We start from the raw sequence: 6802 nt of genomic DNA on the forward strand, positions 1-6802 counted from the left end.
GTAACAGTGTGTATACTCAATAGGGGTTTTGTGGGCTAGGTTCTTTCGGTGGTTTTAGCTACTTTGCTACGGGGGACAGTGACTCACTTCGATCACCCTACTGAGTATACACTTAGCGTTGGCGTGCATTGCGTAACTGAACGGAAAACTAGAACAACAAAATGACAGCTGAGAAACTAGGGCGGATTAGTCTTCTGAAGTATTGTATGCTAACTGTTGTGGTTGTCCTAACGACACCATTAGTTGTCGGATTGATTTTTCAACTTTTTAAGAATGACAGTTCAAGTATTCAGACGTTTTATTCTAATCTTTTTGGGGAACTCTCTGATAACTACATTTTGATAATCGTTCAAATTCTATTTTTAGGAGTCTATGTATGGTTTGGAGGAAGAACTTTGGGTCGCTTGATAATACTGGATAGAAAACCGAAGCATTTAATTGTTGGTTTGTGTTTTTTTTGGATTGTGGTTAGTAGTATTCATGGGAACAACTTTAACGGACGCAATTCTCAACTCAACTCGTTGGGGAAAATCAGGCTTTGATTCTGCTGTTCTCGGTTGGTTGCGGTATGGACTTCCTTTGTTCATTATTTATGGAATACTACACGGACTAACTATGGGTTACTTGCTAGGTAACGAAGTAAAAAATAAAGGGCAGAAAATGAAAATAACGACACGCCAACAAGTGCTATGAATGAATGGGGTTTTATCAGTCAGGAAAGTTTGGTGGCACTTGGAAAGTGTCTCAAAACTTCCAAAAAGTGATATAAAAGTCATTATAAAAATGAAAACCCTGATTAAAACTGAAAGGCTAGTACTGCGAGAGATCACCTTTGATGATAAAGAGGATTTGTTTGAGTTACACGCTGATCCTGACGTACAAAAATGGACGGCAGAGCCTGTTGTAGAATCAATGGCTGAAATTGAAAAAGCAATAGAAACAAGGCATAATGATTACAGGAATTATGGGTTTGGAAGATTGGCGGTCATCCATAGGGAAACAGGTGAATTCATTGGTTGGGCTGGACTTACCTATTTGCCGGAATTTGATAAAGTGGATATTGGGTATAGACTCAAAAAGAAATATTGGGGCATGGGCTTTGCAACTGAAGCTTCTAAAGCCATTATTGATTATGGTTTTAATGTGCTAAACCTTGATTTAATAATAGCTATCGCTATGCCCGGAAACAAGGCTTCAATTAGAATAATGGAAAAGGCAGGAATGATGTATGATAAGCAAGCACCATATGATGAAAACATTCAAGAGGCCATTTGGTATAAAATAGACCGAGCTACTTTTTATAAGAAGTAAAGTGAAATAAAAATTGTCTTATGCACATTGACGTACCGCCAGTTATTCACCAATAAACTATATTCATGAAAAGCCTCCTCACTTTCACCTTTTATCTGGCATTCAATATTTTACAAGCCCAAAATCAAGAACTGTCTGGCAATGTATCATTTATCATAAAGAATGCCGGGCTTAATGTTGATGGCAACATAGGTGGTATTCAGGGCGCTGTCATATTTAATGAGCAGCAACCCTCCCAATCTAAGATATCTGTAACCATTGATCCTACCACCATAGATACTGGTATAGGACTGCGTGACAAACATTTAAAAAAGGAAGACTATTTCGATGTTGATCAATATCCGGCTATTAAAATGCAGTCAACTGCAATAGTTAAAAAAGGTGATGTATATGAAGGTATATTTGAACTAACCATGAAAGGTGTAACAAAAGAACTGACCATTCCTTTTACTGTATCAAAGGAGAATAATCAGCTACATTTCAAAGCCATTTTTGAACTAGACAGGCTTGATTTTAATGTTGGAGGAAACAGCTGGGTGCTTTCTGATGATGTTAAGGTAAATGTTGAACTGGTTTTAGGTTAAGGTTGCCTCCAACACAGCAACATCAATTATGATTTTCGATTTTCCTCGCTAATCAACTCGATTTTAAAACATATCTGCTATTTTTATATTTCAACTTCAATTAAATAAGAATATACAATGAGCGATAGTCATAAACTACTTCTGGAAGGAAACATGAAATGGGTGGAGAACACTAAAAAGTTCAACCCCGATTTCTTTACAAAACTTTCAAAATCACAGAAACCAGAATTTTTGTGGATAGGCTGTTCTGATAGTAGAGTGCCTGCTACTGAAATTACTAACACTTTACCTGGCTCTATTTTCGTGCAACGAAATATCGCTAATATGGTAGTGCATACAGACTCAAACCTTTTGAGTGTGGTAAACTATGCTGTTAAGGTGTTAAAAGTAAAGCACATTATAGTATGTGGTCACTATGGCTGTGGTGGTGTTTTAGCAGCAATGAGTAATCAGAACTTTGGGTTTTTAGACAACTGGTTGTTACATATTAAAGATTCTTATCGTTATCATCAAGAGGAGCTAGACGCAATTAAGAATGAAGAAGAACGTGGTGAGCGCTATGTTGAGTTAAACATATTAGAGCAGGTGAGAAACCTTGCAAAAGTATCTTTCATTCAAGAAGAATGGGAAAACGGAGACTTCCCTATTATTCATGGATGGGTATATAGCCTAAAAGATGGTTTGATCAAAGACTTAGGTTACACGCTTAACTCCGCAGATCAATTAGATTCAGTTTATCAATATGCTTCTAATAAATAGAATTTGATATTATCATTTTGAAGCCAGCAAATTGCTGGCTTTTTTTGTTTTAGAAGGAAAAGAATCAGCTATTAAAAAAATCATTAGCTTCGTTTATGACTATACTTGAAGCACTGTTATTAGTTGGCACTGGCATGATCGCCAGTTTCTTAAACGTCACCTCTGGAGGTGGCTCTTTAGTTTCACTACCAGTTTTAATCTTCATGGGGCTGCCCTCTCCCATTGCCAATGCTTCTAACAGGCTCGGTATCATTGGTCAAAATATCTTCGCGGTAGCTGGCTTCAGATCTAAAGGCATCCATGCTTTTCCCTACAGTCTGTATATAGCACTATCGGCCTTTGTTGGTGCCATTATTGGTGCCAAAATTTCCGTTGACCTTGATGATGAGCTCTTTAACAGAATCATTGCGATAATAATGATAGCAGTTGTACTGCTTACTGTTTTTAAGCCCATTAAAACCGCTACTGCAGCAAAAGAAAAGACCGATACGAAATCAACGCTAATAGGCATATTTACATTTTTCTTTATTGGGATTTATGGGGGATTTATTCAGGCTGGTGTCGGTTTTTTAATGATTGCGGCTCTCACCAGCATTAATGGATTCAGCCTGGTAAAAACAAACAGCGCCAAGGTATTTGTTGCGCTAATCTATACCTTATCCGCAGTGGCTGTTTTCATTTATGAAGATGCCATCAATTGGGCTTACGGCCTCACACTGGCTTTTGGAAATGCCATTGGTGGTTGGTTAACCAGTAGATGGTCAGTAAAAGTTGGTGATAAGTGGATAAAGCGAGTTTTAGTGGTCACTGTTACTGGGCTGGCCATATCGCTTTGGTTTAAATAAAACATAACTTTTAAAGTATTATTCTGTGTATTATTAATATGGTTAATTATATTTAATAATCACTTAAGGGTATACTAATGGCCAATTCCATCAATATCAGTCAAATTAAATTAAATGATAAACCCTTTCTTAAATTTGACTTCCCCGAATACCTTGACCTAAAAATTGCTGAGGAAGCCATTTCTAACTGGAAAACTCAATTATCTGACTTTGAAAGCAATAACAAAGTAGACCTGATATTCAACTGCATGGACATGTCAGGATTTGATACTGAAGCTAGAAAAATTTGGCAGAATACTTTAAAAGAACTTAAGCCTCAAACAGGCCAAATCTGGGTGGTATGTGAAAACTTATTCATTCTTGGAGCCGCAAAAACAATGGGCATTTTATCAGGCTATCAAATCAAAGTTACCCGATCAATAGAAAAGGTGGGTGATAGCTAAAAATTACAAAACTCGATGGTTAGCCATTTACTTTTGACCATCTACATAAATACATTTTTCATTGCAATAACTACTTTGTAGCTTATACCTTCATTAACCATTAAAACCATGAAAAGATTACTTGCATATTGTTTTTTCATTTGCACAAGCATTTCGGTATTTGCGCAAGGTGCACTTACCTATCAGGAGCCACCAGCCGAAATAAAGGAGCTGGTAGATGTACCACTGGCGCCATGGGTGCGCATCGATAGTAAAGCTGAAAATATAGTACTGATTTACAGAGATGCATTCAAAACCATAGCTGAGCTTTCTGAAACTGAGATGCGTTTGGGAGGTTTGAGAATCAACCCTAAAACCAATATCGGAAGCAGAACCACTTATTACAATAACATTGAGACCAAAAAGGCCTATGATAAAATGAACAAGCAGGTTACAGGTCTGCCAGAAAACCCGCGTCTGGCTAACTTCCAATGGTCGCCAGACGAAACCATGATGAGCTTTACACATACTTCTGCAGATGGTGTAGAAGCCTGGGTTTTAGATGTAGCCAACGGCAAGGCCCAGAAAATTACTGAAGCAGAAATCAATGCTAATATGGGTGACGCTGTAACCTGGTTTGGAGATAGCAAAAGCTTACTGGTTAAGTTTTTACCCACTGATAGAAAACCTTTGATTATTGCTTCTGAAGCTGTACCTGCAGGGCCAACGGTATCGGTAAGTAGTGGTGCTAAAGCGCAAAACAGAACTTATCAGGATTTACTTAAGAACCCTAATGATGAGCAAAACTTTGAACAGCTTGCTTTATCAACTATCAAAAAGGTGAATCTAAAAGGTGAAATATCAGATTTCTTGACTACTTCTATGTACACTGACATTTCCTTTTCACCGGATGGTGAGTATGTGATGGTTAGCAAAATCAAAAAGCCTTTTTCATACCTTGTAACCTACCGCAGGTTTCCAGAGGAAGCTAATGTTTACAAAAAGGATGGTAGTCTGGTTCAAAAGGTTTTGGACATTCCTCTAATTGAAGTGATGCCGCAGGGTTTTATGGCTACTCATGAAGGCCGCAGGTCTATGCGATGGAGAAATGATCAAGCCTCAACATTAGTTTGGACAGAAGCACTTGATGGTGGTGACCCTGACAAAGAGGTAGAATATAGAGATGAGGTGTTTCAGCTGAAAGCGCCATTTACTGGTACGCCTAAATCTATTATAAAAACCATTGGCCGTTTTGCAGGTATAGAATGGGCCGATGAAAATAATGCCATTGCTTATGACTACTGGTGGAATACCAGAAATACTAAGGTCTATCTTTTCAATCCGAGTAATAGCAACAAAAAGCCTATTGTAATCACCGACAGAAACTATCAGGATAACTACAGTGACCCTGGAAATTTTGTAACTAAAAAGAACAAGTATAACCGTGAGATATTGAGTCTGGTAGATGGCAACGCCTTCTTATTGGGTGATGGTTACTCTGATAAAGGCCAGTTCCCTTTTGTTGATAAGCTTGATTTGAAAACTCAGAAAAAAGACAGGGTTTACCAGTCTACATATACTGATAAACTAGAAAATCTATATTCAGCGCTGGATATGGCTTCAGGAGATATTCTTGTTAGAATTGAATCTCAGTCTGAATATCCAAATTACTACAAGCGCAACATCTACAAAAAAGAGGCACTTACACCAATGACCTTCTTTGAAAATCCTTTTAAAGCATTGCAAGGAGTGCATAAGGAAGTGGTGAATTACAAAAGAGACGATGGTTTAGACCTTAATGGAACGCTATATCTACCTGCAGATTACGATTTCAAGAAGAAAGAAAAGCTGCCGATGGTATTGTGGGCTTATCCGCGTGAGTATAAGGACAAGCAAAGTGCCGGACAGACCACATCGAATCCTAATGAATTCATATACCCATATTATGGATCACCAATTTATTGGGTAACCCGGGGTTACGCAGTACTTGACGATGCGGCCTTCCCGATAGTTGGTGAAGGTGATGAACAGCCTAACGACACCTTCAGAGAGCAATTGGTAGCTAATGCTAAAGCTGCCATTGATGCCATTGATGAAATGGGCTACATTGACAGAAATAGAGTTGGTGTAGGCGGACATTCTTATGGTGCCTTTATGGTAGCCAACCTATTGACTCACTCAGATCTTTTTGCAGCAGGAATAGCAAGAAGTGGTGCTTATAACAGAACGCTTACTCCATTTGGTTTCCAGAGCGAGGAGCGCTCCTACTGGGACTCTCCAGAAACGTACTATACCATGTCTCCATTTATGCATGCCGATAAAATGAAGCATCCGTTATTACTGGTTCATGGTGAAGCTGATAACAACTCTGGAACTTACCCCATGCAAAGTGAGCGTTACTTTAATGCACTTAAAGGTTTAGGTGCAACAGCTAGGCTAGTAATGCTGCCAAAAGAAAGTCACGGTTACAGAGCTAAGGAAAGCATTATGCACCTATTATGGGAGCAGGATCAGTGGTTGGAGACCTATGTGAAGAATAAAGTCTCTATGGATGGTGAAGTCGTTGAATCTAAATAATGCCTAAATTTTCACCTGATATCTATCAGAATTTTAAGTGTTGTTGGTCATGAAGCTTGTTACTGTTTGACCGCACTTTTGAAGAAAAAGAAAGGCCATGAAAACGATAATAGAATTTGTAGAAACAGCGCGCAATGAGGATTTAGCGACCAGAGTAAATAATGAAATAACTAAAATAGGCGAACGCTATGAGTGGATAACAGCTGCCTTTGTTTATTTAAGAAAAGACAACGGAGCAGTAGGCAATTGCCATTGCGAACTTGAGATCAGGCTACCTGGAAACCCAATTTTCATTAAAGAAAGT

At 38.4% G+C, this 6802-nt stretch carries 7 protein-coding genes; all 7 read left to right on the forward strand.

From position 1 onward, the window contains the following. Nucleotides 1-783: 783 nt before the first annotated feature. Nucleotides 784-1311 (forward strand): GNAT family N-acetyltransferase, encoded by a 528-nt coding sequence (locus tag E1140_RS02600; RefSeq protein ID WP_185153389.1) that lies wholly within the window; start codon nucleotides 784-786, stop codon nucleotides 1309-1311. A gap of 65 nt (nucleotides 1312-1376) precedes the next feature. Further along, nucleotides 1377-1895: a YceI family protein gene (locus tag E1140_RS02605; RefSeq protein WP_155178739.1), complete on the forward strand. Its 519-nt coding sequence runs from the start codon at nucleotides 1377-1379 to the stop codon at nucleotides 1893-1895. Nucleotides 1896-2012: 117 nt separating this feature from the next. Continuing rightward, nucleotides 2013-2654: a carbonic anhydrase gene (locus E1140_RS02610; RefSeq protein ID WP_155178741.1), complete on the forward strand. Its 642-nt coding sequence runs from the start codon at nucleotides 2013-2015 to the stop codon at nucleotides 2652-2654. 95 nt (nucleotides 2655-2749) lie between these two features. Then, entirely contained in the window at nucleotides 2750-3499 is a 750-nt protein-coding gene (locus E1140_RS02615; RefSeq protein ID WP_155178743.1) for a sulfite exporter TauE/SafE family protein, read from the forward strand. Nucleotides 3500-3576: 77 nt separating this feature from the next. Beyond that, nucleotides 3577-3942 (forward strand): hypothetical protein, encoded by a 366-nt coding sequence (locus E1140_RS02620; RefSeq protein ID WP_155178745.1) that lies wholly within the window; start codon nucleotides 3577-3579, stop codon nucleotides 3940-3942. Between the two features lie 108 nt (nucleotides 3943-4050). After that, nucleotides 4051-6498 (forward strand): alpha/beta hydrolase family protein, encoded by a 2448-nt coding sequence (locus E1140_RS02625; RefSeq protein ID WP_155178747.1) that lies wholly within the window; start codon nucleotides 4051-4053, stop codon nucleotides 6496-6498. A 97-nt stretch (nucleotides 6499-6595) separates the two neighbouring features. Then, the coding region (locus tag E1140_RS02630; RefSeq protein WP_155178749.1) for a hypothetical protein at nucleotides 6596-6802 on the forward strand (207 nt) is incomplete at its 3' end.

This window comes from Fulvivirga lutimaris, from assembly GCF_009711525.1.
Taxonomy (GTDB): Bacteria; Bacteroidota; Bacteroidia; order Cytophagales; family Cyclobacteriaceae; genus Fulvivirga; species Fulvivirga lutimaris.